The 24,171-nt window shown below is 33.3% G+C and carries 23 protein-coding genes, 2 tRNA genes, 1 pseudogene and 1 riboswitch; of the genes and pseudogenes, 12 read left to right on the plus strand and 14 right to left on the minus strand.

All coding sequences use genetic code 11. The features are described from left to right. Nucleotides 1-347: 347 nt before the first annotated feature. The 7 genes from DYH56_RS03145 to DYH56_RS03175 all read right to left on the minus strand — a co-directional run bounded on the left by DYH56_RS03145 (nt 348) and on the right by DYH56_RS03175 (nt 6,888). A tRNA-Met gene (locus DYH56_RS03145) sits at nt 348-424 on the minus strand. Between the two features lie 30 nt (nt 425-454). Beyond that, a tRNA-Gly gene (locus tag DYH56_RS03150) sits at nt 455-530 on the minus strand. Nucleotides 531-806: 276 nt separating this feature from the next. After that, nucleotides 807-1,871 (minus strand): ABC transporter ATP-binding protein, encoded by a 1,065-nt coding sequence (locus DYH56_RS03155; RefSeq protein WP_114641405.1) that lies wholly within the window; start codon nt 1,869-1,871, stop codon nt 807-809. 22 nt (nt 1,872-1,893) lie between these two features. Next, nucleotides 1,894-3,597, minus strand: coding sequence for an ABC transporter permease (locus DYH56_RS03160; RefSeq protein WP_114641406.1), 1,704 nt, complete (start codon nt 3,595-3,597; stop codon nt 1,894-1,896). A gap of 65 nt (nt 3,598-3,662) precedes the next feature. Continuing rightward, a complete protein-coding gene (locus tag DYH56_RS03165) occupies nt 3,663-4,694 on the minus strand; it encodes an ABC transporter substrate-binding protein (protein WP_114641407.1) in 1,032 nt (343 codons plus the stop codon). Nucleotides 4,695-4,834: 140 nt separating this feature from the next. Further along, nucleotides 4,835-5,860: an alpha/beta hydrolase gene (locus tag DYH56_RS03170; RefSeq protein WP_114641408.1), complete on the minus strand. Its 1,026-nt coding sequence runs from the start codon at nt 5,858-5,860 to the stop codon at nt 4,835-4,837. 17 nt (nt 5,861-5,877) lie between these two features. Further along, nucleotides 5,878-6,888: a potassium channel family protein gene (locus DYH56_RS03175; RefSeq protein ID WP_114641409.1), complete on the minus strand. Its 1,011-nt coding sequence runs from the start codon at nt 6,886-6,888 to the stop codon at nt 5,878-5,880. A gap of 300 nt (nt 6,889-7,188) precedes the next feature. Between DYH56_RS03175 and DYH56_RS03180 the strand changes: the two genes are divergently transcribed. Together DYH56_RS03180 and DYH56_RS03185 are read left to right on the plus strand one after the other, a co-directional pair. Then, the gene (locus tag DYH56_RS03180) at nt 7,189-8,556 is read left to right on the plus strand and encodes a dihydrolipoyl dehydrogenase family protein (protein WP_114641410.1); all 1,368 of its coding nucleotides are present in this window, start codon (nt 7,189-7,191) and stop codon (nt 8,554-8,556) included. A 137-nt stretch (nt 8,557-8,693) separates the two neighbouring features. Next, nucleotides 8,694-9,956: a dicarboxylate/amino acid:cation symporter gene (locus tag DYH56_RS03185; protein ID WP_114641411.1), complete on the plus strand. Its 1,263-nt coding sequence runs from the start codon at nt 8,694-8,696 to the stop codon at nt 9,954-9,956. A gap of 47 nt (nt 9,957-10,003) precedes the next feature. On the opposite strand, the pseudogene DYH56_RS03190 reads toward DYH56_RS03185, so the two are convergent. Further along, a pseudogene (locus tag DYH56_RS03190) lies at nt 10,004-10,306 on the minus strand (MarR family winged helix-turn-helix transcriptional regulator); the annotation flags it as partial. A 187-nt stretch (nt 10,307-10,493) separates the two neighbouring features. Here DYH56_RS03190 and DYH56_RS03195 point away from each other — a divergent pair. The 4 genes from DYH56_RS03195 to DYH56_RS15830 all read left to right on the plus strand — a co-directional run bounded on the left by DYH56_RS03195 (nt 10,494) and on the right by DYH56_RS15830 (nt 12,739). After that, nucleotides 10,494-10,682 carry a hypothetical protein gene (locus DYH56_RS03195; protein WP_114641413.1) on the plus strand — a complete coding sequence of 63 codons (189 nt, stop codon included), beginning with the start codon at nt 10,494-10,496 and terminating at the stop codon, nt 10,680-10,682. A 331-nt stretch (nt 10,683-11,013) separates the two neighbouring features. Then, a complete protein-coding gene (locus DYH56_RS03200) occupies nt 11,014-12,030 on the plus strand; it encodes a lysozyme inhibitor LprI family protein (protein ID WP_114641414.1) in 1,017 nt (338 codons plus the stop codon). Nucleotides 12,031-12,269: 239 nt separating this feature from the next. Continuing rightward, nucleotides 12,270-12,563 (plus strand): hypothetical protein, encoded by a 294-nt coding sequence (locus DYH56_RS03205; protein WP_114641415.1) that lies wholly within the window; start codon nt 12,270-12,272, stop codon nt 12,561-12,563. 26 nt (nt 12,564-12,589) lie between these two features. Further along, nucleotides 12,590-12,739 (plus strand): hypothetical protein, encoded by a 150-nt coding sequence (locus DYH56_RS15830; RefSeq protein ID WP_158539032.1) that lies wholly within the window; start codon nt 12,590-12,592, stop codon nt 12,737-12,739. Between the two features lie 1,336 nt (nt 12,740-14,075). On the opposite strand, the gene DYH56_RS03210 is transcribed toward DYH56_RS15830, so the two are convergent. Both DYH56_RS03210 and DYH56_RS03215 read right to left on the minus strand, forming a co-directional pair. Then, nucleotides 14,076-14,273, minus strand: coding sequence for a hypothetical protein (locus DYH56_RS03210; protein ID WP_114641416.1), 198 nt, complete (start codon nt 14,271-14,273; stop codon nt 14,076-14,078). 117 nt (nt 14,274-14,390) lie between these two features. Then, complete coding sequence (locus DYH56_RS03215) at nt 14,391-14,642, minus strand: hypothetical protein (RefSeq protein ID WP_114641417.1); 252 nt, start codon at nt 14,640-14,642, stop codon at nt 14,391-14,393. A gap of 277 nt (nt 14,643-14,919) precedes the next feature. On the opposite strand from DYH56_RS03215, the gene DYH56_RS03220 reads away from it, so the two are divergent. Further along, nucleotides 14,920-15,444 carry a GrpB family protein gene (locus tag DYH56_RS03220; RefSeq protein ID WP_114641418.1) on the plus strand — a complete coding sequence of 175 codons (525 nt, stop codon included), beginning with the start codon at nt 14,920-14,922 and terminating at the stop codon, nt 15,442-15,444. Between the two features lies 1 nt (nt 15,445). Beyond that, entirely contained in the window at nt 15,446-16,276 is an 831-nt protein-coding gene (locus DYH56_RS03225; RefSeq protein WP_114641419.1) for a mechanosensitive ion channel family protein, read from the plus strand. 18 nt (nt 16,277-16,294) lie between these two features. Here DYH56_RS03225 and DYH56_RS03230 read toward each other — a convergent pair whose 3' ends face one another. Further along, nucleotides 16,295-17,275 (minus strand): zinc transporter ZntB, encoded by a 981-nt coding sequence (locus DYH56_RS03230; RefSeq protein ID WP_114641420.1) that lies wholly within the window; start codon nt 17,273-17,275, stop codon nt 16,295-16,297. A gap of 253 nt (nt 17,276-17,528) precedes the next feature. Continuing rightward, nucleotides 17,529-17,611: riboswitch (cyclic di-GMP riboswitch) on the plus strand. A 608-nt stretch (nt 17,612-18,219) separates the two neighbouring features. Here DYH56_RS03230 and DYH56_RS03235 point away from each other — a divergent pair. Both DYH56_RS03235 and DYH56_RS03240 read left to right on the plus strand, forming a co-directional pair. Further along, nucleotides 18,220-18,360, plus strand: a complete 141-nt coding sequence (locus DYH56_RS03235) for a zinc ribbon-containing protein (RefSeq protein ID WP_114641421.1) — start codon at nt 18,220-18,222, stop codon at nt 18,358-18,360. A gap of 69 nt (nt 18,361-18,429) precedes the next feature. Continuing rightward, nucleotides 18,430-18,921, plus strand: a complete 492-nt coding sequence (locus DYH56_RS03240) for a methylated-DNA--[protein]-cysteine S-methyltransferase (RefSeq protein WP_199532961.1) — start codon at nt 18,430-18,432, stop codon at nt 18,919-18,921. Between the two features lie 49 nt (nt 18,922-18,970). Here the strand turns inward: DYH56_RS03240 and DYH56_RS03245 are convergent, their stop codons facing one another. Further along, nucleotides 18,971-20,095: an ABC transporter ATP-binding protein gene (locus DYH56_RS03245; RefSeq protein WP_114641423.1), complete on the minus strand. Its 1,125-nt coding sequence runs from the start codon at nt 20,093-20,095 to the stop codon at nt 18,971-18,973. Nucleotides 20,096-20,125: 30 nt separating this feature from the next. Continuing rightward, the gene (locus DYH56_RS03250) at nt 20,126-21,112 is read right to left on the minus strand and encodes a LacI family DNA-binding transcriptional regulator (RefSeq protein WP_114641424.1); all 987 of its coding nucleotides are present in this window, start codon (nt 21,110-21,112) and stop codon (nt 20,126-20,128) included. A 211-nt stretch (nt 21,113-21,323) separates the two neighbouring features. On the opposite strand from DYH56_RS03250, the gene DYH56_RS03255 reads away from it, so the two are divergent. Together DYH56_RS03255 and DYH56_RS03260 are read left to right on the plus strand one after the other, a co-directional pair. Continuing rightward, on the plus strand, nt 21,324-21,884 hold the full coding sequence (locus tag DYH56_RS03255; protein ID WP_199532962.1) for an acetate uptake transporter: 561 nt from the start codon (nt 21,324-21,326) through the stop codon (nt 21,882-21,884). 127 nt (nt 21,885-22,011) lie between these two features. Next, complete coding sequence (locus DYH56_RS03260) at nt 22,012-22,635, plus strand: carbonic anhydrase (protein WP_114641425.1); 624 nt, start codon at nt 22,012-22,014, stop codon at nt 22,633-22,635. 57 nt (nt 22,636-22,692) lie between these two features. Here the strand turns inward: DYH56_RS03260 and DYH56_RS03265 are convergent, their stop codons facing one another. Next, a complete protein-coding gene (locus tag DYH56_RS03265; protein WP_114641426.1) occupies nt 22,693-24,150 on the minus strand; it encodes an aminoacyl-histidine dipeptidase in 1,458 nt (485 codons plus the stop codon). Nucleotides 24,151-24,171: the final 21 nt, after the last annotated feature.

Here is a 24,171-nt window from a genome sequence, read left to right on the forward strand (position 1 = left end):
CTGCTATCATTCCTTTAACTTGGAGAGAACGTATTTTTAAAATTTATGGAAAAGATCCATTGATTTGTCCTAATTGTTTTACCGAAATGAAGCTAACTTCTTTTCATCATAAAAAATATGGAGATTTGTATTATTCTTAAATTTTTACAACTTAATATTTTCGAAGAAGCTTATTTTCTAAGCCCCTTTTTATATACATTTTTTTATTCATTTATTTCCTAAAAGTAATTTTTTCTCTAAAAATTCTTTATCATCCAACTAAACTTCTTCTTTTTTACAAATATTCAAATTTATAATTTCCTAGATAATAAAAAAACCAGCTGTTAACAGCTGGTCTGAATTTTAATTGGTGGCGGGAGCAAGATTTGAACTTACGACCTTCGGGTTATGAGCCCGACGAGCTACCAGGCTGCTCTATCCCGCGGCATGGATTTTTTTATCAATTAAAAGTCTTTGGAGCGGGAAACCAGGTTCGAACTGGCGACATTCAGCTTGGAAGGCTGACGCTCTACCAACTGAGCTATTCCCGCACTTTCAAAGACAAAATAAGTATACACCACTTTTTAAATAATGTCAATTATTTTTCATTATTATTTTATTGTTTTTTTATTATTTTTTATTATTTCAATACCAATCTACATCAATAACTAATATATATCTAAACATTTTAATCTTTCATCACTAAAATTGATGTTTATCGGTGACTAAGTTTTAGCCACTCGTTACACTTATCGGGCAACCACAGGGCGTTACCTTTGCGGGTATAATGAAAAAAGGAGATTATATAATCTCCTTTTTTTACGTTCTTATATTATATGTATTGATTCTTCATCAAAAATAAAAGTTAAATTTTCTCCAACTTTTTTAATTTCCTTTCCGTGGGGATTATTTAAGGATACTTCTATTATCTGGTCCTCCACCTGAATTTCATATTCATGATTTTCTCCCATAAATATACTTTTTACAACTTTCCCCTGGTGTTTCGCTCCGTTGAATTTAATCGATTCTGGTCTTGCCACGACTTCTACAACGTCTCCTTCTTTGTATTGAATTTCATCGGCTACTGTATATTCAGAACCTAATAAGTTAATTTTTGTTTTCCCCTCTTCCTTTGAAACTACTGTTGCCTTTAAAATATTAGCTCTTCCAATAAATTTAGCAATAAATTCACTGTTTGGTTTTTGGTATATTTCTATTGGAGATCCCACCTGCATAATCTCTCCATCTTTCATTATTACGACCTTATCAGACAGTGACATAGCTTCTGCCTGATCATGTGTTACATAGATAGAAGTTATCCCAACTTCCTGCTGAAGTTTTCTAATTTCATCTCTCATATGTAATCTCAATTTAGCATCTAAATTTGATAATGGTTCGTCAAATAATAATACCCCAGAATTCATTATCAATGCCCTTGCAAGGGAAACTCTCTGCTGCTGTCCTCCGGACATCTGTGAAGGAGTTCTCTCCGCAAAATCTTCCATCTTCATTAATTTTAAAATATTCTGTACTCTTTCATTTATTTCTTGTTTAGATTTCTTTTGTATTTTTAGTCCGTATGCGATGTTATCATAGACATTCATATGAGGAAATAATGCATAGTTTTGAAATACCATGGCAGTATCTCTTTTATCCGGAGTCAGGTTAGCCACATCTTTATCTCCTATAAATATACTTCCAGAAGTGGGGATTTCAAATCCTGCCAGCATCCTGAGCATCGTTGTTTTTCCGCATCCAGAGGGACCCAAGAGACATATAAATTCCCCAGGTTCTACAATTAAATTAATATCATTGACTGCCTTTACTTTATTTTTCCCAGATATAAATGTTTTTGTTAAATTCTTTATCTCTACTCTTTTAGATTCTTTCATTGAACTACACTCCTAACTTACTTTATTTTTTTACACCTATTTTTGAGATGAATATCTTCATAGTTATCATTACTGTTGTTACTATTATAATTAATATTGTACAATAAGCCGATGCTATTCCTATCCTTCCGGTATCTATATTATCCATTACCGTAGGTGTCAATAACTTCCATTTGGCAGATATCAAAAATATAATCGTACTAACCAAGGTCATACTTCTTGCAAATGAATAAATTAACCCACTGAAAAACGCTTCTTTTATCATAGGGATAGTCACACTTGAAAAAACTTTACTGCTTGAAGCTCCCAATATGCTTGCGGCTTCTTCGATAGAAGGATCAATCTGCTGAAGAGAACTCATCCCACTTCTGACTCCTACAGGTAAACTTCTGATGATAAAGGCTATAACAATAATAAGTGCCGTTCCTGTAAGGGGCGGGATTAACGTTATATCTGTAAATGGTATCTTATAGGTAATGTTATAACTGATTACATATCCTAGACCTATTATTGTTCCGGGAATAGCCAGAGCCATAATTGTTGTAAACTCTATAAATGTTTTTCCTATAAATTTTTTCCTCACAATTAAAAATGCAAGGATCATGGAAAAAATACTTGTTATTATAGTTGCTATTACTGCTAATACAGTAGTTTGTATTATAGGATCCATACCGTAATCAAAAATATACTTATAGTGATCCAGAGTAGGGGTATAATTAATCCCCCATAATTTTACAAATGATCCTATAGGGATCAGGATATACATCAATATTACAAACATAGTAAGACTTATTAAAGTTATAAATACAGGTATTGTTACTATCTTATCTTTAACCAAATCCCTGGCTCTGGAAACCTTTCCAGTTACGGTTATATAAGATTTTTTATTTATATAAAATCTTTGAACTACAAACATTGAGATAGACATGGAAAGTAAGATCATTGCAAGGGCTGTGGCTATTCCCAATTGAAAATTCCCTATCCCTTCCTGGTAAATTTTTACAGCAATTGTTGTAAAATTCCCGCCAATTACTACAGGATTGGCAAAATCTGCAATGGATTGTATAAAAACCAGTAAAAAAGCATTTGCTATCCCCGGAATAACCAATGGAAATGTTACACTTGTAAATACTTTTAATTTAGATGCTCCTAAATCCCTGGAAGCTTCCTCTACAGATGGATCGATTCCCTGTAATAAACCAACCAGCATTAAATATGCAATTGGGAAAAAACTTAAAACCTGAACTAATACTAAACCATGAAATCCGTAGATCTCAAAATCTGTAATCCCTAAAAGTCCCCTTGTAATAAGTCCCTGTCTTCCAAATAATAATATTGCTGATAACGCCACAACAAAGGGCGGTGATATAATGGGCAGCATTGCTATAAAATCAAATATTTTTTTCCCTTTAATCTTCATATACGACGTACTATATGCAAAGAAAAATCCAATAATCAGCGATAATGTTGCAGTTATAAAACCTAATTTCAAAGTGTTTAAAATTATTGCCACATTTCCGCTTCTTCCAAAGGCATTTTTATAATTTTCAAAACTAAATGTTTCTTTAAATGTAAAACTTTCCTTCAATACATTATAAAGAGGCACCAGTACAAAGAATGATACTACTACCAATGAAAATATTATTGTTAAAAATAATGTGGGGTCATTAGTCAATTTTTTCATATGTTTTAATTCTTGATCTATTTTTAATTTAAGGTTATTCATAATTCCTCCAATTTCCCTTTATATAAAGACTTCCCTTAGTAAAGTTACTAAGGGAAGTATCTTAATTATTTTGTTGGGGCTGTAGTACTTGTTTCAGTACTAAATCTTTCCACTAATCTTATTCTATTTTTTCCTGCCCAATCAAAGTCATATTTAATTAATTTTGTATCTTTTATTGGGTCTGCTTCTGCTGGCGGCATTGCGTCTTTATTTGTTAAAAATTGGAAAGATCCTACTGTTTTCCCCATTTCTTGAACTTTTTTAGTCAATACCCAGTCAATGAATTTTTTAGCAGCTTCCTGATCCGGTCCATTTTTCAATAGTGCTACTCCACCAATTTCATATCCTGTTCCCTCAGATGGTGCAGAGATTACGATATCTTTATATCCTTCTTTTTTATATTTTATGGCATCGTGCAGGAATGTTATTCCAATTGTTGTTTCTCCCTGCCCTGCCATTCTTCCCGGTGCAGTACCAGATTTAGTATACTGTCTAACCTGCCCGTTGAATTTTTTTAAATATTCCATAGCTTCATCTTCACCCATAAGCTGCACTAAAGTAGCCAACATTGTATAAGCAGTTCCCGATGATCCAGGATGAGCCACTACGATCTCTCCCTTATATTCAGGCTTTAACAGATCTGCCCATGATGCAGGCATTTTTAACCCTTTTTCATCTAACATTTTTTGGTTTCCTACAAATCCTAAATAACCAACATAAATTCCTGTCCAGTATCCTTCAGTATCTTTTAATCCATCTTTTATATTAGCTGCTTCAGGGGAAATATATGGTTCGATTAAATCAGCTTCTTTAGCTGCTACGAATGCATCCACGGGCCCGCCATACCACACAGATGCAGACATGTTATTTTTTTCTGCTTTTAGTCTGGCCAAAACTTCTCCACTACTCATTCTTACGAAATTTGTTTTTATTCCCGTTTCCTTTTCAAATTCTTTTGCAACCATTGCGGCATGATCTTCCTGTAATCCTGCATAGAATGTCAAAGTCTGGTCTTTTTTTTCCGAATCTCCGGTTTCTTTCTTCCCGCAAGAGATTGTGAAGAGTAGAACTGTTAATAATAATAATATTTTTTTCATGTCGTTTAAACTTTAAATAATTCGCATTTAAAGTTTATTCACCTCCTATTTTTATTGTCTATATCTGAGTATACAACATTATGTCCAGTATTTCAACGTTTAATTCTTTTTTAAATAAAAAAAGGATTTCTTAAGAAATCCTACTTTAAATATTTCCAGCTATATTTTAAAAATCTACCTATATCTTTGGCTATATAGTCCCATGTATGGGTTTCACCCTGATAGATATAAGCCTCAAAGGGGAGGTTAAATCTTTTTATCCTTCCTACCATATCCACCCATTGATGAACCATATAATAAGGTTCTTTATCCTCGGTTCCAACTGAAAGGTAAAAATGTTTTCCCTGTTGTTTTGCAGTATTCAGCTGTTTTATAAGGGTGTAGGGATCTTCCTTGATAATAGCCTTCCCCCAAGATCCAAATATATTAACAAATTTCTTTTTATCTCCGTCTCTAAATAAAAATTCAGGAAGATAGATAAACTTAACTATTCTGGTAATTCTCTTATTGATAGTCAGTCTCACTAAACTCACAGCCCCGGCAAAACTACCTATAACCTTAAATAATTCCAGATGCTTCAACCCTAATTTAAAAGCACCGTATCCACCCATGGAAAATCCAGATATCCCGGCATTATCCACATTAAATCTTTTTTTCACATCTAAAATTAATTCATCTATAAAATAACTTTCATAATTTTTATTTTCCACCTTTTTAAAATCACTATACCAGGATTCACCGCAAAATCCCGAATTAGGGAGGATCATGATCATTTTCCCGATATCTTTCTGCTCCAGTAAAAGTTCATAATTATCCAGCAGCCTGCCTTTCTCTATCCAATCATGGGCATTATCCCTCAGCCCGTGGAGCAAAAAAAGCACCGGGTAACTTTTTTCAGGATTATAAGATTTTGGTACCACTGCTAAATATGTCATCTCTTCATCTACATTTTGACTCTTTATCTTTAAACTCTGAACAATAAAATTTTTACTTTCAAGGGTCAGGTCTTCCAAAGGTTCAAAATCAACTACTCTGTTATTTTCAGGAATAATATTAACATTTTTATATGTTACAGTTTTCTTTATCTTGATTTTCATCCTCTGTTTTCTGCTGCCTGTAATAACAAATACTATATAGAATATAAATATACCTATTAAATAATACATAAACTCTCCTCAAGTCATTAATTCGAAGCTATCTCTATTAATTTTTTTATTTGATCCTTTGTCCCCAGTACCAGCAATTTTTCATTTTCTTTCAATAACTCATGGGACATGGGGTTTATCTTCATAATTCCATCCACTTCGTGACCAATAACTATCAGATTAGTTTTAGTGGGGATTTTTGCTTCCATAAGAGTTGTTTCTACCAGCTGTGATCCTTTTTTTATCTCAACCAGTTCAAAAGTCAACCCCTCTATCTTTGATTTTTTACTGAAAACATCTACAAAACTAATTAAGTTAGTCTGGGTAGCTGTGGCTATTATTCTGTCGGCAGCTATCTCAAAGGGTGAAATTATAAAGTCGGCTCCCCCTCTTTTTAATTTTTTTTCACTGCTGGCATCTACAGCCCTTGTTATCACCTGTATTTTTCCGTTTAAATCTTTTGTAGTAAGGGTTAAAAAAAGATTATCAGCATCTGTTGATAGGACCGATATCAATACTTTAGCACTTTTTACATTGGCTTGGAGGAGTGTTTCATCTTTTGTTGCATCTCCTATTACATAGAGTAATTTTTCCCTGTATATCTCCTTTAGTTTTTCAATACCTTTTTCATCATTGTCCACCACTACAAAATTTAAATCTTTTTTTAAAAAATCATTTATAATCTTTATTCCAGTTCTGCCGGCTCCACATACTATGTAGTGATCTTTTAATTTAGCTATCTTTTTATCCATCTTCCTCCACCTCAAATAGGATTTTAGCTCCCCTTCAATAAAAAATTTAGTAATATTTCCCAATGTATAAACAACTACAGTTATTCCAGAGAATATCAGGATCGATGTAAAAACTTTCCCCTGGGGGCTAAGCGCCTGGACCTCTCCAAATCCCACTGTAGAAAGGGTGATAGAGGTCATATAGAAAGCATCTATTACATTATAATTTTCAATATAAATGTATCCAAAAATACCTATAAAAAATATTAAAGATAATATAACTCCAGGTATCAATATTTTTTTCATCTCAGATTTCATCTGCCCTCCATTTTCCCCTTTTAAAGATACATTTTATCATAATTTTTTCCATAATACCACGTCTGCAAATCTTTAACAATTTAAATTTTAAAGGATTTTATTGACCTTCCCGGTAATATATTTCAACAGGAAATAACTATATATTGATGGTTGCACTTAGAAAGCCCATGGTTTTTTATGTGTGCCCCATGGTGAAAGTTCAGTCATATATATAAATATTAAGACCTTTTATTATATATATATATTGTAACTTTTTCCTTTATCTATAGTAAACTAAAATTTAATATTGGAGGTAAAATTATGTATGATTTAATAATAATTGGTGCCGGTGCCGGCGGATTGACCTGTGCATATACGGCTAACGGACTGGGAAAAAAAGTACTCTTGGTGGATAAGGGTTTACCGGGAGGTACCTGTACCTGGTCGGGATGTATGCCCAGCAAGGCTCTTATCAACATAGGCAAGGATGTTCATGCAGCCAAAAAATATTCATCTGTAGAAATAGATACTGCAAAGGTCATGAAAGATGTCAGAGATGCCATAGAGGAGGTCTATTCCCATGAATCCCCGGAAATTTTAGCTAAAGATGGGATCACATTTAAAAAAGGGGAACAGATTAAAATAATCGATCCAAAAATTGTCCTGGTGGATGAAGTAGAATACCACGGGAAGAACATAGTTATATCTACTGGCACCTCGCCATTTATACCGCCCCTGGAGGGACTGGATAAGATAGATTACCTGACCAATCAAAACCTTTTTCAGTTGGAAAAACTCCCTAAATCCATGATAATTTTAGGAGGGGGAGCAATAGGAGTGGAGATGGCTCAGTGCTTAAACAGGCTGGGAACAACAGTTCATATAATGGAGAGATCTTCCCGGATTTTCATCCGTGAAAGTGAGGAATTAGTGAATATTTTGTCTGAAACCTTGATAAAAGAGGGGGTCAATATCCATGTCAATACCAATGCTGTCTCTGTGACGCAGGATGATGAGATTATCAGCCTCAATGTGGAAACGGGTGGAGAGCCAAGGACAATTGAAGCTGAGGCCCTGCTGGTTTCTATAGGGAGGGTTCCCAATGTAGAAAATCTTGGATTGGATGAATTGGGGTTAAAATATAACAAAAAAGGGATCCAAGTAGACGATTACCTGAGGACAAATATCCACAATATTTACGGTGTGGGAGATGTGGCAGGTCCGTATCAATTTTCCCATACAGCTAATTACCAGGGAATTTTAGCAGTTAAGAATATGTTTTTACCCCTGAAGAAAAAAGTGGACTATTCCAATATAAGCTGGTGTACCTTTACCTCTCCTGAACTGGCTTCCCGGGGACTTCCCGACCCAGAGGGAAAGGAAACTAAGATCTATTCCTATGGACGGAGCGATTCAGATAGAACCATGACAAAAAAAGGGGATATTTTTGAGATGAGGGTGGAAACTAACCATAAAAAAGAGATCCTGGAGGTAAAGATCCTGGCTGAAAGAGCAGGTGAAATGATCTCCTCCCTTCAAATAGCCGCTGCCAACCACCTTACTCTGGATAAACTTTCGCCGGTTATCTTTCCCCATCCAAGTTACAGCGAAATTTTAGGAAAGTTAGGAAAGAAAGCATATGTAGATAAATTATTGGAAAACCCGTTCATAAACATCTTTGCAAAATAACAAAACTCTTTTAATTTGACATTCTTATATATAAATTATATACTATCTCATAAAGTGTATTATTATTTTATATACTTATAATATTTAGCTGTAACATCTGTAGTAAATTTAATATTATTTTATGGGAGCGTGGTAGGATGAAAAAAATGACTTTAACAACAAAAATTTTTATTGGATTAATTAGTGGGATAATATTTGGGTTGATTTTATACCCAATGAGAGAGGTTCCCTTTGTAGCAGATTATATTATAGGATTTTTCCTGAAACTAGGGGGATCTGTATTTATAAATGCCATAAAGATGCTGGTAGTTCCGCTGGTATTTATCTCGTTAACTGTAGGAAGTTCGGCTATGGGAGATATTAAAAAATTAGGAAGAATAGGAGTAAAAACTTTAGGATTTTACCTTTTCACAACAGCTGTTGCAATTATTATAGCTCTTACTTTTGCAAATATAATTGATCCAGGAGCTGGATTATCAAGTGACAGCATTGAAAAAACTACTAAAACTATAAAAGCTTCAAAACCATTTGTAGATGTACTTATCGATATCGTACCATCTAACCCCATAGCATCTATGGCTAAGGGAAATATGTTACAAATTATATTCTTTGCCCTTCTTACAGGTATGGGTTTAACTGTCTTAGGAGATAGAGTCAGCAAGGTAAAGGACCTGTTTGACCAAGCCAATGACCTGGTTTTAGAGATGCTAAACCTTATTATGAAAGTAGCTCCATTTGGTGTATTCTGCCTTATCACTAAGACGTTTTCATCTCTTGGATATACGGCAATGATGCCACTGTTAAAATATATGCTTACAGTAGTTGGGGCATTATTTATTCATGGTTTATTCACTTACCAAGGGCTTTTAGTCGCTGTGGTTAAGATGAATCCATTAACTTTCTTTAAGAAGTTTTTACCTGCTATATCTGTGGCATTCTCTACATCCAGTAGTGGAGCTACAATTCCAGTTACCCTTGAAACTGTTCAGGAGGAATTTGGAGTATCAAAGAGTATCAGTTCATTTACAATACCACTGGGAGCTACTGTCAATATGGACGGAACTGCTATCATGCAGGGAGTTGCAGTAGTATTTATAGCAGCTGTATATGGAGTAGATCTAACTATGGGTGACTATGTCGCAGTAATTTTAACAGCTACACTGGCATCTATCGGTACAGCCGGAGTTCCTGGAGTAGGACTTATAATGCTATCTATGGTACTAGCTCAAGTTGGGCTGCCAATTGAAGGTATTGCTCTTATCATGGGTGTAGACAGAATATTAGACATGACTAGAACTGCTGTAAACATTACAGGAGATGCAGTTTGTACTCTTATTGTCGCTAAAACTGAAGGGGAAGAATTAGACCTATCTTCAGAAAAAGAAGTAGAAGTAGCATAATTGATTGAAAATAAGCAAACCAGGGATATCTATCCCTGGTTTTATTTTTATTTATACTTCTTTATTTCAGTATGCATATTTTTTACATTTTTAAGCATCTGATCCAGTGTATTTATCGTTTTAATATATTCTTCTTCCGGGATATCTTTTATCATTTCTTTCAAAAAATCAGCTGCTTCAACTTTAATTGTCTTACAAGCCTCCTCTCCCTTAGGTGTCAAATAGAGATTAAAAGCTCTCTTGTCTTTATCATCGGGGATTTTTTCTATTAACCCGCTCTTCAAAAGTTTAGTAACGGCCTTGGTGGTAGTGGCTCTATCTATTAATAAATATTTACTCAGTGTCGTTAAAGAAAAACTTGGATTTTTTTATGCAAAAAAATCAAAGATAATGCATGAAGTTAAAAAAAGATTAAAACCCTTGAAAAAAAGCTAAAAAAGAGTTAATATATCGGTGATTAACCTCTTATCCATGGAAATAAGATGGTTGGATAGAGGATAAAAAAATTATACTAGAAAAAATGTGTTAGGGGGAAAAATGAGTATTGATTTGAAAGAAGCCAAATGTTTGGGGTGTGGATACGCTAAACTACAAAAAGAACTTATATTTTCAAAAGGAGAGTATGCGACTTCAAAGTTTTCAATATTATGCTTAGAAGATAAGAAAAATTGCATATATTTTAATTGTAGTGATGAGAGTTATTTAGAGTGTTCAAAGGCTCTTTAAACATAAGAATACGGAAAGTATTTTGATTATATTCAGGGAATGAAGTGAGGGATAATCAGGAAATTTAAAGATGTGCTTAAGAATAAAAGACAGCAGAGGCTGTCTTTTTTTATATAGAAAATTTGAAAATAATACAGACGTTTACAAAAAAATAGTTAAAAATATTGTAAAAAAACTAAATAAAAGTTAGTATATCTATAATTAACCTATTATTTATTAAGGGAATAAAATCAAAGTTCAACTTTCTATTATGGATGAAATCGATATTTGGACTAAGTAAAGATATAGAAAATAAAATTTAAATAAATTAATAAGTGGGAGAGAATGAAAAATGGCATTTTTGGAAAAACAGAAAACAGATATTGTAAAAATAAAGGAAAATAAAGACGTTATCCAAATTAGAGAAATAAAAGAAAGAAATATATTTAATAAATTTGACAGTGAAATTTCTTTTAGACTTAGGAACATAAAAAATTTATTAGATGAAGCAAATAAATTAACAGAAAAAGAAGAGCTATTAAGGTATATCCCTGTATCATTAATAGCTTTAATTGAAGGATCAATAAGACTTTGTATAAAAGAATTAATAGATTGTAATGAAGAGTATTTCTATAGGAGTGAAAAATTAATCACTAAAAAATTAGATTTTAGTATTTTAGGATCTTTAAACTCTAAAAAAATTACTACAGGTGAATTTATTTCACATTTAGTTTCAATTAATAGAATAGGTGACATAGATAATATTTTTACATCTTTATTAGGAGAAAAATTTTTTTTAACTCTCAAGGAAGTCAAAAATAATTATAAAATGAATTTTTCTGTTGAAGAAGACGAGTCTCTAGTGCCGGATTCGCCAATAATAAAAGATTTTTCTAAAGTCAAAAGTGATATAAGCAAATGCTTTGATTTAAGACATATTTTAGCACACGAAATAGCAAGTAATCTAAAACTTTCATATATAGAGTTAGTTGATATTTTCCAGAGTGTCTCTTTATTTCTAAAAGGAACAGTTGAGATTATACTAAACATAACTGCTCCAAGTCTAAAATATACTCAATTTGAAATGAATAAAAAATCTAAAAATGATTTAGATCTTATGGAAGAAATTATGAATGTTACCATCAATGAAATCTTAAATGAATTTAAAGATTCTTGTCCTGATGATTATGAAGCTAAGAAAAAGTTTTTATATACTCAAACTAAATGGAAAGAATATGCTCTAAATGCTTCAAAATTAGAAGCTTTAAAGTATAAAGGAGGATCTATTCAACCAATGATTTATGCTATTGAAATGGCTTCTCGTACAAGAAAAAGAATTGAAGAGTTAGAAAAATACAAAAATGATTAAACCTATCAACATCAAATAAAAGAATAAAAAATAGAAGGTACAAATTATACAAAACAGGTGACTATAAAGACTGAAAAAAAACTAGAACAAAGTTTTATATTTATATAATTTGTGAGTTAACTAAAAAGCTTGTAAATTAATGTTAAAAAAAGTTAATATATTTTAATTAACTTAGTTAATAGTAAGAAAATATAATGATTTCAAATGATACAAAATTTAAAAATCTATAGGGGGGAATGATGATTAATGACCAAGAGAAAATAGTTGAAATAAATAGAATATTCGAAGAGTTAAAAAAATTAATAGACGAGACAGATTTCAAAACAATACAAGAAGGAGAAATAGTGTTTTTACTTAACAATGATGGTTACAATATTTCAAATACATTTAACCCTATAAAGACTAATTATAACAAATTAAAGAGAGAAGGATTAGAAAATAATAATAGATTATCAAAGGATAAAAATCATGATTTATTAAAGTTAGATGAAATGATGGAATTATATTATAGGTATGATGCAATTATAGGTTAATTGTACATAAAAAGGTTAAATATTTAATGGTTAAAACAATAAGTGAATCATTAGATAATGCAGCATATGCTAAAACAAGGCTTTTTTATAAAAAAATTGGATTTTTACCCTTGGAAGAAATAGTTGAAATATGGGGAAAAAAAAGCCCATGCTTAATAATGGTCAAAACATTGTAAAAAAACTATGGGGCATAAAGACAGGCTGATATAAGCCTGTTCTTACGCTCCTTTTTTATTTTTTATTTAGGTTTTAAACTTTTAATTTTGAAGTTTATAGTCGTTGAGCTTCGGCAGTAAATATCTTGCGAGTTTCGTCGTGCCCACCATGCCCGTCAGGAACCCTACTAAGAAACGGGGATCACTTGCACTTGCCAGCAAAGACAATTATAAACTTCTTGAACTTTTTCGTTAGTTTTTCTTTCAAGAGAAAAAGTAACCCGTATCAAAGGCGGAAACTTTGGAATCTAATGGATATACAACTATTAAATATATTTTTAATTTTTAAGTAAACATTGAAAAAAGAAGGTTCTAAGGGTGCCACCCTTAACTGGCTCTGTTTCTTTTTATCTGAAAATGAAATAGAGGAAAGAAAAGCAGACTTTTTCTAAATGATGTTATAGGGGTAAGTCAGAGGTAATGTCCGTCTTCTAATTGCGACAGTCCTCGTTCCACTGCGGAACTTATTCTGTTGGACGACTAAGTAGAATATTTACTGAGAAGCTAGGTAACATCTAGAAAAAGGATTTTAATCTAAAAAAAATTTATATCAAAGGCGGAACCTTTATTATATTGCTGAATATATATAGTGTGCTATCCATGGGGAAGGTAGAAACAGCCATATAAGGCTGAGATAATCTGCCTAAGGACACCCTCTAGTGATAGAGGTAGAAGACTTCAAGTAAATAAAAAGAGCCTCCTATACATTAAAGGGTAGGAGGCTCGGAGGAATGTACAAGTAAATTTATATTATTTAATAAATTTACTGTGAAGGGTTCTATACATTAATCCCTGGGGGAGACTAGTGTATATATATTAACTAAACCCACTACGGATTAATTTTATCTCAAATATAAATTAAAGTCAACTTAAATTTAGTGGAAATAGCGGATATAATAAGAAGGGAGAGTTAAACCTCCTAAAATAAATCACTGTTGCAATATTTCTATGAATAATAAAAAAGGCTCTTAGATTATTCAAGAGCCTTCTTTATACAATGGATGTAATGACTTCCCTTGGGGAGGGAGCAGCTTTAGATTAATACTGCAATATTCATTACACATATATTCTATAGTTATTTAGAGAAAAAAACAACTTAAATGTTATCAGTTAACAACTTAAATGTTATCAACCTTAATTAAGTTTCTTTAGTGTATTGATTAAATTAAACAGGGAAGGAGGGAGGAAAACTCTTAAGGAGCATAAAGGTGGGACCCTTGCCGGTAAAAACAATTTCTAAAGGTTGCATTTTAAATTAATAAAAGTTAAAAAAAAAGGGCTACATGGCCCTAATCATTTATTTTTTATGAGCACCAGAACAACAATGATCACAACCATTAGCATTTGTATAACCTTTAGATATAGCTGCTTTCACTGCTTTAACAGCAGTTGCATGAGTGCCTAAATTAATTTTATTCGCTGCAGGCATATTAGGACATTCTGCTTCATGAACTTCTTCTGTCGGACTATCAATGTAGTAAGCATAATGTTTCATAATTTTACCTCCTTATTATTTGTCATATTAAATAATAACATGAATCGTAAAAAAAAAGTACTGTGAGAGCTCCAGAAAGATTTACGGCGAAGAGCCCGGGAGGTTTTTCATCTGTGATTAGTTTAAAACATCCATAATATACCCGAACAATTTTACACTTCCCACAGCTAAAACTCCCCCTGCTGCCGTTGCCAGAAAATCGGCAAATTCAACCTTTCCGTGTCCCTTACTATCCCACCATTCCTTCCATATACCCGCTCCGGTAGCCGCAATGATGGCCGTTATACCGCTGCCCGTCAGTAAAAGAGTCACAACGGATATTAAAGCACCTGCAAGCAGGTGTACGATCTTATCTGCTCCTATCTTCATAGATCCTCCTGTATAACGAAATTTAGATTACTCCCTATAAATTATGCAGCTTAAACACATTTAATAATAACTATAATATACAAGAAAAAATAAAAGATCCTTTTATTTTGGCAGGGATCCGTAGATTAAATGAAGGATTTCTAAAAAAATAGCAAATATATTATTATATCTATTGTGAAAAACTGAAAAAAAGGAGGATAAATAATGGATAATATCGTGAAATTTTATGACTTCCTGGTTCCGGTTTTATTTATAAATTATTTTGAGGGTGATTTCTATGAGTGAAAAAACAGCGGAAAGTTTGGTGCCCTATGACCCCCAGTGGCACGAGAAGTTTATAGAGGAAAAAAAGAAAATCTTAGATGTGTTTTCAGGAAAGGGGGTAATATTTGAGCATATCGGAAGTACATCTGTTAAAGAAATGGAAGCCAGACCGATAATTGATATAATGATTGGTCTGGTAGACTTTGAGGAAAGTATTGAAATTACCAAGGCTGCTTTGAAAGCCAATAAGTATGATGAAATTTTTAATTTTTTTGATCTGGGACAGCGCGGCTTCTTTGTAAAGGAAGATCAAACGGGAAAAAGGATATTCACAGCCCTTGTCGTTAAGTACAATAAGCGTCTATGGCGGAAACATCTGGCGGAAAAAAGGCTGCTGTCAGCCTCAGAAGAAGCCAGAAAAAAATATATAGAGTTTAAAAAGAAAGCTTTGGAAAAATCGGAAGGAAATTGGGAAGAATATTATCGACTAAAGGAAAAATATTTTTCTACAAATAATAACATAAAAATGGAGGATTAAGATGGAGATATTAAATAATTTTAAACCGTTTTTTTTTGTTATACTGACATTGATCATGACTTTTTATTTGGTAAAATTAATGAAAAAAATCTTCAATAAGGTTTTGAGAAAATCAGGTCAGGAAATTACTAAATTTAATTTTATTAAACACTTTATTTCAGGAATAATTTATCTCCTAGGGATAGGTATTGCCCTATCTTTCATACCCATATTTAAAAATGTTTCCACTTCAATTTTTGCAGGATCCGGTATCTTAGCTATTATCATTGGATTTGCTTCACAACACGTACTAGCCAATATTGTAAGTGGTGTATTCATAGAACTGTTCAAGCCTTTTAAGATAGGAGACCGTATCACTCTCATGGGAAAAACCACAGTGGGAATTGTTGAGGATATCACCTTGAGACATACAGTAATCAGAACATATGAAAATAAAAGAATCATAGTTCCAAATTCTGTAATAAGCAATGAGCTCATTGAAAATACCGATATTATCGAAAATAAGGTCTGTAAGTTCTTTGAAATAGGGATAAGTTATGATTCCGATGTAGATAAAGCAATGGATATAATAAAAGAGGAGGTATTAAAACATAAAGATTACTTTGATAACAGAACAATAGAAGAGGTAAATAGCGGGGAAGATCCAGAGGTCACAGTGAAGGTTGTCGGTTATGGGGAATCCTCGGTTAATTTAAAATCCTGGGTTTGGGCAAAAGATAATACAGTAGGAATTAAATTTTTATGGGATCTCAACTATTCTGTAAAAAAACGTTTTGATGCCGAGGGAATCGAAATACCGTATCCTTACAGAACCATTGTCATGAAAAAATAGGGGACTGATAATCCCCCATTACAGCCATTTCTTTAATTTGAATATCCATAACTCTATAATACCTACAAATATCAAAACAATACAAACTATTAAAAATGCCATAGGATTTTCCACTCCGGGAATCCCCCCTACATTTATTCCCAATAAACCTGTGAGGAATCCAAGGGGAAGGAAGATTGTAGCAACAATGGATAATACATACATGGTCTGATTGAGCTGCTCACTGTAAATGCTGTTAATCTCCTCATGGGTTATGGCAGCCCTGTCTCTGGCTGAATCTATCTCTTCCAGATACCTGATATACTTTTCTGTCAATTCCTTTAATTTATAAATCTCTTTGAGTTTAAACCATGGCATCTCAAGGCTGTCTAAATAATGCAGTACTTCCCTCTGGGGAGAAAGAAAACGGCGTATATTGATTGCCTGCCTTCTCAGGGAAGACAATGCCGGCCGCAGTTTGAGATCTGCTTTTTCCACTATCGCTTCTTCAATTTCATCTATCTGGTCATCGATACTTTGAATAGATTTCCCTATCCGGTAAGATATTTTGGATAAAATTTCCAATAGAAATTCATAGGAATCCTTCGGTCCGGTGCCGGTCTCAAGGGATGAAGCGACATTATCCACAGCCAGAACTTTGTTATGGCGAATTGTTATTATCCTATTCTTTTCCATATAAATATGGAGAAATACCATATCGTCAGGATCAGCCCCGGGATTGAAATTTATAGCTCTCAACGAAAGAAAGAGCTTGTCTTCTTCCTTTAAAATACGAGGTCTGTTTCTTCTATTAAGTAAAGCTTCTGAGAGTGTTTTAGAAATCCCACTTCTTTTATTAATCCAGTTATTTATCGCATCTTCCGAGAGAGAAAGATGCATCCATAGAATCCCTTTTTCAGGAGACCAGGCATCTATATCATCCCAATTATATTTAACAGCTCCTCCCTTTCCGTCTAGCAGCATGGAAAAAATTAATTCCTGATTAATATCTTCTCTCATAACTTCCTCCCTATTTGTAAATAATTATTTTTCTTCATCATTTAAAACTATCTTACTTTATTTAAATACCTGTATTTAATCAAGTTTCCTTTTTTTCGGAATAATTAAATTTGAAACCATTTATTTTCATTTTAATCAACTTTCTGGATCTTTTTTAGTTAACCTCGGAATACAGGCTTCAAAATATCCCCCCTATTTAATTGTTTCAATTTTAAAAAAATTAAGGTATACTTTATTAAAACTTAATTAACAATTCTGAAAAAGGCAAAGCAGGTGAAATCCTGTGACGCAAAACTAAAGGGTCTAAGTCTATAGATATGACAGCCAGTTGCCAAAACTTTTTTAGAGGTATGCTATTTGTAGAATACAATGTAGCCTCTTTTTTTATTTACCTAATTTTATTAATAATAAAATGTTTGAAATGTAAAATGAAATAGAAATAGAAATAGAAATAGAAAATTAGAAAAACTGATTTTTTGATAGTTTTTTAAGATTACTTTCCCAATGGATATGTATCATTAAAAAAAGTAAAAATCACAATTTTTTTTGTTAAAGATAGTAGGCGAGGAACATACGGTATTTACTTATGAACTCTGACCCCTACAATATTAGTTAGAATGTATTTTGGTATCCATAAAAATTTGAGGTATACTAGAATTAATAAATTTTAATCAATGGTGGTGGAATAATGACTAAGAAAAAAAATATGTGTTTGAAGTGCAAAAAAGAATTTAAAACAGATGTAGATTCTCTTGGAGTTCCATATAAAAAGATTTGTCAGTCATGCAAAAAGAAGACATCTCGTTATGCTCGGGGAATAAGTGGAAGAATATAATATTTTTATTTTCTAAAAAGTGATTTTATAAGTTTTTTGATGTATACTCCTATAGGTGATATAATTCAAGACTTAAAGTTTTTAAAAAGTTTTTAGGGGAGGGGATTCTATGTACGCAGCAGGTGAAAAACCAGGTGAAGGAAGTTATGTTTGTACTATGTGCCATTTAGAGATCATAATAGAAAATGATGGCGAAGAGTTACCAAGATGTCCAGACTGTAGAGCTACTTTCTACAATGAAACAGTTTAAAAGGGTGGTTAACCACCCTTTTTTATTTTCAAAAATTAAATATTTGATAATTATGATATACTTTATCTAATGAAAATTGGAGGTGCTGGTTTGAAAGGAAGAGTGTATTTAGAGCATGATTATCTTGGTATCATTAAGATCATTGAAGAAACCCATGGAATAAGCGGTATTTATTTTTTAGATGAAAAAGAAGCAGAGGAAATATCCAGCCCTGAAGTGATAAAATGCAAAAAAGAATTAGAGGAGTATTTTGAAAAAAAGAGAACTAAATTCACTATAAATATTGATTTTAAAGGCGGTACAGAGTTTCAAAGGGCATGCTGGAAAGCCATGTATGAGATCCCCTATGGAAAAACTATTTCTTATTCGGAAGAAGCTGCAGCCATCAACAATCCTAAAGCTGTGAGGGCTGTGGGAGGTGCAAATGGAAAGAATCCGATTTCCATTGTAGTTCCCTGACACAGAGTAATAGGTAAGTCGGGTAAACTTACAGGATTTGCATCTGGTCTCTGGAGAAAAGAATATCTCCTAAACTTAGAGAAAGAAAAAAATAATGTATAAATTTAAAGGAAAACAATACCAAGTATTGTTTCCCTTTTTTGCTGCCAATCTACACCAAAGATATATTTTCATCTGTTTCATAGTCAAAAATATGACATTTTTCCATATCAAACCAGAAGTTATAATTTTTTCCATTTCCTGTTTCTTTAACATTTTCAGAAGTTAATCTGGCAGAATATTGAATTCCATCTATTGTGAAGTAAATAAACTCCTCGTTCCCCATTTGTTCCACGATAGAGATCTTTCCTGTTATATACTCTTCCTTTTCTGGATGAGTTTCATGGGATCCTATATGCTCAGGTCTTATTCCAAACCACACTTTCTTCCCTACATGGTCCTTTACTTTTTCTGCTTTTTCCTCAGGGAGATGTAAGATAGTTTCTCCTACTTTCACAGCAACCTTTCCCCCATCCATCAATAATTCAGACGGAATGATATTCATAGAAGGCGACCCGATAAACCCTGCAACAAATTTATTCTTTGGTCTGCTGTATAGGTTGATAGGAGTGTCTACCTGTTTAATCACACCATATTCCAATACACAGATTCTGTCTCCCATAGTCATAGCTTCTACCTGGTCATGAGTAACATATACCATGGTAGCAGGCTGGCCGGCATCTTTTAATTCCTGATGTAATTGAGTGATCCTGACTCTCATAGAAACCCTTAATTTGGCATCTAAGTTTGATAGCGGTTCGTCAAATAGGAACACTTCAGGTTTTCTTACAATAGCTCTTCCCACTGCTACCCTCTGTCTCTGTCCACCAGACATCTCCTTGGGTTTTCTGTCCAATAGATCGGTTATCTCTAATTTTTCAGCTGCATCCCTTACCCTTTCATCTATCTCAGCCTTGGGTAATTTTTGTAATTTCAGACCAAATGCCATATTTTCATAACAAGTCATATGGGGGTAAAGTGCATAGTTTTGGAATACCATGGCAATCCCTCTATCCTTAGGAGGCAGTTCATTTACAACTTGATCTCCTATGATTATCTCTCCACCGGTAATATCTTCAAGTCCTGCAATCATCCTAAGAGTTGTAGATTTTGCACAACCAGATGGTCCTACAAATACCATGAATTCTCCATCTTTGATATCTAAATCTATACCATGAACTGCTTTAAATCCATTTGGATATGTTTTTTCTACCTTTTTTAATTTTACTACTGCCATTTTTATCCCCCTGTATATAATTTAATAAGATTAATTTTTATTTCCCGTGCTTTCCCTCAATACTATATTTAAATCTATCGATTGATTCCTTAAAAAAGTTTTCCCCTCTATCTCCTCAAAGATCATCTGCACTGCCATTATTCCCTTAGCAGAAAAATTCAGATCCACAGAACTCAGAGTAGGAGTTGTATACCGGCATGAATCTATGTTATCAAACCCTATAATTTTTATATCTTCAGGTATTTTTTTACCGTTTTTTAAAAGAGATGATATTATCCCAAATGCCATTATGTCGGAAGCTATACACAGACCGTCTATATCGGTTTTAGAGATCATTTCTCCCAATATTAAGCCCCCTTGGTAGGTGGGCTGATCCAGATAGAGCCTTTCCTCCCCCAAAGATGATTCTATAAGAGCACTCTGGTATCCAAGATATCTCCTGCTGTGAACCTCTATATCTTCACTCCCGACAAATCCTATATTTTTACAATTATTTTTGGCCAAGATCTCTGTGGCATCAAATCCCCCGATGGTGTCATCACTATTAATATAATTAACACCATAGAGATTGTTCTTGTAGTTATCTATAAAAACTATGGGGATATTTATTTTTTTTAAATCTTTTTCCGGGTCCAAATCTCCAACTATGACTATCCCCTCTAAATCTCTTTTTAATGCCCATTCCAATATATCCAGTTCTTTGGTATTATTTCCAATTACCAGGTCATATGATTTTTTTGAAAGTTCAGAAGTTATTGAATTCACTATTTTTTGGTAGGAGTTATTTTTTCGAAAGATCTCATCCTCAACTGGAAATAAGATTCCAATTAAGTTAGATTTTTTACTGGCCAGGGTTCTTGCTGCGCAATTGGGTTTATACCCCACCTCTTCCATTAAGCTAAATATTTTCTTTTGAGTTTCCAGACTGCATTTCCCCTTTCCATTTATCACGTTAGAAACGGTAGATACAGAGAACCCTGATTGTTTAGCAATATCTTTAATCGTTAATTTTCCCATCTTCACCACCCTTGGTAAAACGTTTTACCTGTGATTAGTATACTATATTTTTTACGAAAATAAAACCTTTTTTTCAATAACAGTTCTAAAAGTTCCGTTTTTAACGATTTATATAAAAAATAACATATAACTGTAAAAAAAACTTGCACTTCCTAAAAATAAATGATACTATACTCTGTAAAATAATTAAATTTAGGAGGTAAAATTTAAAATGGAAAGATCAATTAAAGATACAAGCGCTAACCCGGCTCCAATAGGATTATTAGGATTTGGAGCAACAACAATGTTATTAAACTTACACAATGCAGGTTTATTTGAATTAAACAGTATGATTATGGTAATGGGATTATTCTACGGTGGAATTGCACAATTCGTTGCAGGTGTTCTAGAGAATAAAAAAGGAAATACTTTCGGATCTACAGCATTTATTTCATATGGTTCGTTCTGGTGGACTTTAGTAGGAGTATGGGTAGGAAATAAATTCGGTTTCTTCCCTACAGATCATATAGCAGTTGGTTCTTATATGGCAGTATGGGGAGTAATTTCATTAATATTCTTCGTTGGAACATTGAATGGTCCTACTATTGGAAAATTAGTTTTTGGAACTTTAGTATTATTATTCGCTGTATTAGCACTACATTTCTTCTATGAAAGTGCAGCTTTAGGAACACTAGCAGGATACATAGGAATAGTATGTGCATCATGTGCTATCTATGAAGCCGCAGCTATAATTTTAAATGAAAAATACGGTAAAGTAATCTTACCAATGTAATAGATGGGGCCTATGAAATTTCATAGGCCTATTTATTTATACTTTTATCATCTCATTGAAATTTCTAAAATTCATTTTCTAAAAAATATGGTATAATATGGATTAGTTAGATCACAGAGGAGGTCATATGGAAAAATTATTAAAGGGACATCAAAAATTTAAAGCGATAAAGTTCAAAAAAAATAAAGATTTATTTTTAAAATTAGTGAAAGATGGGCAGCATCCGGGAACATTGTTTATAGGATGCAGTGATTCCAGGGTAATCCCGGGATTAATTACTGGCTCTAAACCTGGTGAACTGTTTACCATTCAAAATGTAGGCAACTTCGTGGCTCCCTATAAACCTGATGAAGATTATCATTCAACAGCCTCAGCGATAGAATATGCAGTATCCGTTTTAAAGGTAGACGATATAATAGTTTGCGGACATTCCCATTGTGGAGCTATCAAATCTCTCTATAAGGATTTGAATAAAAACGAGGATCTGATTCATACAAATAAATGGCTGGAATTAGGGAATGAAGCCAAAAAAGTAGCACAATTAGTAGGGGGATCGGAGGAAGAAAAACTTATTAATACAGAAAAAATTTCTGCTATGTTCCAGCTGGAAAACTTATTGACATATCCTGCAGTAAAAAGAAGGGTCGATGAGGGATCATTGCACCTTCATGTCTGGTATTACAAGATAGAAACAGGCGAGATAGAGTATTATGACGACACCAAAGGATCATTTATTCCTATGGAAGGTTAAATAATAAGGGGTTGTCCAATGGACAACCCCTTATTATTTATACAATCTATTTATTTCTTATAAGTAATCTTTAGATGATTTCAACAGGTCTAAGAAATAGTTCCATACATTCTCAACTGAAGATACGGATAATTTCTCTTCAGGAGTATGAACGTCAAACATATTTGGACCAAAGGAAATCATGTCACAATGAGGTAATTTTTCACTTAATAATCCGCATTCTAATCCTGCATGAATAGCTTTGATTCCAGCTTTCTTACCAGTTGATTTTTCATGAACTTCTAATGCCATATCTTGTAATTTTGAGTTGGGATTAAATTTCCAGGCAGGATAAGTAGCACCTTGCTCAAACTCAGCTCCTGAGATCATTGCAAGGGTCTCAACTTCCTTAGTTAATAGAGCTTTAGCAGCATCTACAGAACTTCTAATAGCTGATTGTAAAACAACACCTGCATCTTCTGTAGTAAGAACTCCCAAGTTAAGTGAAGTTTCTACCAGTCCCTCTATATCTAAACTCATCCTTTGAACACCATTGGGGTATAAGAATAAAGTATTGATAACTCTCTTAGTTGTATCCAGGTCCATCACTTTAGAAGGTTTTGTTCCCTCTGTCATGGTGATTTCAACACCTGCATCTGAAACTCTTAACTCTTCTACTATATCACCAGTTACATCAGCTAAAATTTCATTTAAAGCCGCTGTATCTTTTTTAGCTGCCGAGATCATTGCGTCTCCCTCACGAGGAATAGCATTGGTTTTTGACCCGCCATTTATCTTTACTAAGTTAATAGTTAATTTATCCGATATAGCCTTTAATATTCTTCCCATGATCTTATTTGAGTTCCCTCTTTGCAGCTGGATCTCCATCCCTGAATGCCCGCCGAATAATCCTCTAACACTGATATTATAGAATGAATCAAGTGCAGGTTCGGTGTATGTCACAGGAATTGTAAGGGTCGTTCTGTTCCCGCCTGAACAGCTCACATAGATCTCTCCCTCTTCCTCTGTGTCTATATTGAATAAATATTTACCTTCCAATAAATTCCCGTCTAAAGCCATAGCTCCAGACATCCCTGTTTCCTCATCAGAAGTCATTAATACTTCTAATTTTGGATGGGGAATATCCTTTGAATCCAATACAGCCAGTGCAAATGCAACAGCTATACCATTGTCGGCTCCTAAAGTAGTTCCTTTAGCTTTTATATAATCTCCATCGATTAAAAGTTTTAAACCTTCATTTTCAAAGTCAAATTCAGTATCAAGATTTTTTTCCCAAACCATATCCATATGTCCTTGGATAATTATAGCTGGTACATCTTCATATCCCGGAGTAGCATCCTTTTTGATTATTACATTGAGAGCCTCATCCTGTATAGTCTCTAATCCTCTAGATCTTCCAAAATCTGCTAAATACGCACTTATTTGTTCCTCTTTCTTGGATCCTCTAGGAATAGCACTGATCTCCTCGAAAAAATTGAAGACCTTTTCAGGCTTTAAACCAGATAAAACGTTCATATTTGTTCCCCCTGTATATTA

Origin of the sequence: Psychrilyobacter piezotolerans (assembly GCF_003391055.1) — a bacterium.
GTDB classification, from domain to species: Bacteria; Fusobacteriota; Fusobacteriia; order Fusobacteriales; family Fusobacteriaceae; genus Psychrilyobacter; species Psychrilyobacter piezotolerans.

Coding starts and splice junctions, on each gene's coding strand:
- DYH56_RS03155 (WP_114641405.1), bottom strand. CDS start 1,871: ATGAAAGAATCTAAAAGAGTAGAGATAAAGAATTTAACAAAAACATTT.
- DYH56_RS03160 (WP_114641406.1), bottom strand. CDS start 3,597: ATGAATAACCTTAAATTAAAAATAGATCAAGAATTAAAACATATGAAA.
- DYH56_RS03165 (WP_114641407.1), bottom strand. CDS start 4,694: ATGAAAAAAATATTATTATTATTAACAGTTCTACTCTTCACAATCTCT.
- DYH56_RS03170 (WP_114641408.1), bottom strand. CDS start 5,860: ATGTATTATTTAATAGGTATATTTATATTCTATATAGTATTTGTTATT.
- DYH56_RS03175 (WP_114641409.1), bottom strand. CDS start 6,888: ATGAAATCTGAGATGAAAAAAATATTGATACCTGGAGTTATATTATCT.
- DYH56_RS03180 (WP_114641410.1), top strand. CDS start 7,189: ATGTATGATTTAATAATAATTGGTGCCGGTGCCGGCGGATTGACCTGT.
- DYH56_RS03185 (WP_114641411.1), top strand. CDS start 8,694: ATGAAAAAAATGACTTTAACAACAAAAATTTTTATTGGATTAATTAGT.
- DYH56_RS03195 (WP_114641413.1), top strand. CDS start 10,494: ATGAGTATTGATTTGAAAGAAGCCAAATGTTTGGGGTGTGGATACGCT.
- DYH56_RS03200 (WP_114641414.1), top strand. CDS start 11,014: ATGGCATTTTTGGAAAAACAGAAAACAGATATTGTAAAAATAAAGGAA.
- DYH56_RS03205 (WP_114641415.1), top strand. CDS start 12,270: ATGATTAATGACCAAGAGAAAATAGTTGAAATAAATAGAATATTCGAA.
- DYH56_RS15830 (WP_158539032.1), top strand. CDS start 12,590: ATGGTTAAAACAATAAGTGAATCATTAGATAATGCAGCATATGCTAAA.
- DYH56_RS03210 (WP_114641416.1), bottom strand. CDS start 14,273: ATGAAACATTATGCTTACTACATTGATAGTCCGACAGAAGAAGTTCAT.
- DYH56_RS03215 (WP_114641417.1), bottom strand. CDS start 14,642: ATGAAGATAGGAGCAGATAAGATCGTACACCTGCTTGCAGGTGCTTTA.
- DYH56_RS03220 (WP_114641418.1), top strand. CDS start 14,920: ATGAGTGAAAAAACAGCGGAAAGTTTGGTGCCCTATGACCCCCAGTGG.
- DYH56_RS03225 (WP_114641419.1), top strand. CDS start 15,446: ATGGAGATATTAAATAATTTTAAACCGTTTTTTTTTGTTATACTGACA.
- DYH56_RS03230 (WP_114641420.1), bottom strand. CDS start 17,275: ATGAGAGAAGATATTAATCAGGAATTAATTTTTTCCATGCTGCTAGAC.
- DYH56_RS03235 (WP_114641421.1), top strand. CDS start 18,220: ATGTACGCAGCAGGTGAAAAACCAGGTGAAGGAAGTTATGTTTGTACT.
- DYH56_RS03245 (WP_114641423.1), bottom strand. CDS start 20,095: ATGGCAGTAGTAAAATTAAAAAAGGTAGAAAAAACATATCCAAATGGA.
- DYH56_RS03250 (WP_114641424.1), bottom strand. CDS start 21,112: ATGGGAAAATTAACGATTAAAGATATTGCTAAACAATCAGGGTTCTCT.
- DYH56_RS03255 (WP_199532962.1), top strand. CDS start 21,324: ATGGAAAGATCAATTAAAGATACAAGCGCTAACCCGGCTCCAATAGGA.
- DYH56_RS03260 (WP_114641425.1), top strand. CDS start 22,012: ATGGAAAAATTATTAAAGGGACATCAAAAATTTAAAGCGATAAAGTTC.
- DYH56_RS03265 (WP_114641426.1), bottom strand. CDS start 24,150: ATGAACGTTTTATCTGGTTTAAAGCCTGAAAAGGTCTTCAATTTTTTC.